Origin of the sequence: Mesorhizobium sp. M2A.F.Ca.ET.067.02.1.1 (genome assembly GCF_004023285.1) — a bacterium.
In the GTDB taxonomy this organism is placed as follows: domain Bacteria; phylum Pseudomonadota; class Alphaproteobacteria; order Rhizobiales; family Rhizobiaceae; genus Mesorhizobium.
The window spans coordinates 1-600 of sequence record NZ_RZSB01001362.1 but is presented as its reverse complement, the minus strand read 5'-3'; the positions used below and the strand labels follow the sequence as shown (position 1 = coordinate 600).

The 600-nt window shown below is 50.2% G+C and carries 1 protein-coding gene; it reads right to left on the bottom strand.

Annotated elements, in window-relative coordinates; genetic code table 11:
* Window positions 1-188: 188 nt before the first annotated feature.
* Window positions 189-600 (bottom strand): hypothetical protein (locus EOA28_RS39395; protein WP_189342428.1); only part of this gene is annotated, 412 nt, incomplete at its 5' end.

The following is a 600-nucleotide window of genomic DNA, read 5'->3' as shown; positions in this document are numbered from 1 at the left end:
GACTATGACAGCTACTGGAAGATCTAGCAGCGGTTGGATGTGCTCCTCTTTCACTAGCTTTTCTCTCAGAATTGCCGCTTGAAAAGGCGGGCGTTGCTTTCGAGAAACCTCTATTCGGATTTCCAGCTTGCATCGCTAACTCCGTCGCTCCTGAGTAATAGGTTTCTTATAAAATCGTTACTCATCATCTATTTTCCGATGTTCTGCATCTCTGTCGGGAAGCGTGAGTTTGGAAGGTCCTGCCCCTCGAGGTGCCTCATTACAAGACCTTGAACATGGTACCGAAACTTCTCCAACGTTACCAACTCACCCTCGTTGAGCAGGTTTGAGTTAACATCAGACACCATCAGAATCTTCAGGCTGTTAGGTATGATGGTTCGTTTGACGCGCTCTCTCCAAGCTGCGGCTTCTGATGCCTCGGGGTTAAAACGATAGTTATTGTCAGGCCCCACCTCTTGGTGGACCACGGCATTCTCCGACAGAAGTGCGAGAATGGCTTTGCGCAACTCCTCTCTTGAAGAAAGCGTTGCAACACCAAACGCACGCTCTCGCTTCAACGCATGCTCCCGCTTCCACGTCGTCATCAGCTCAGCAGGATGC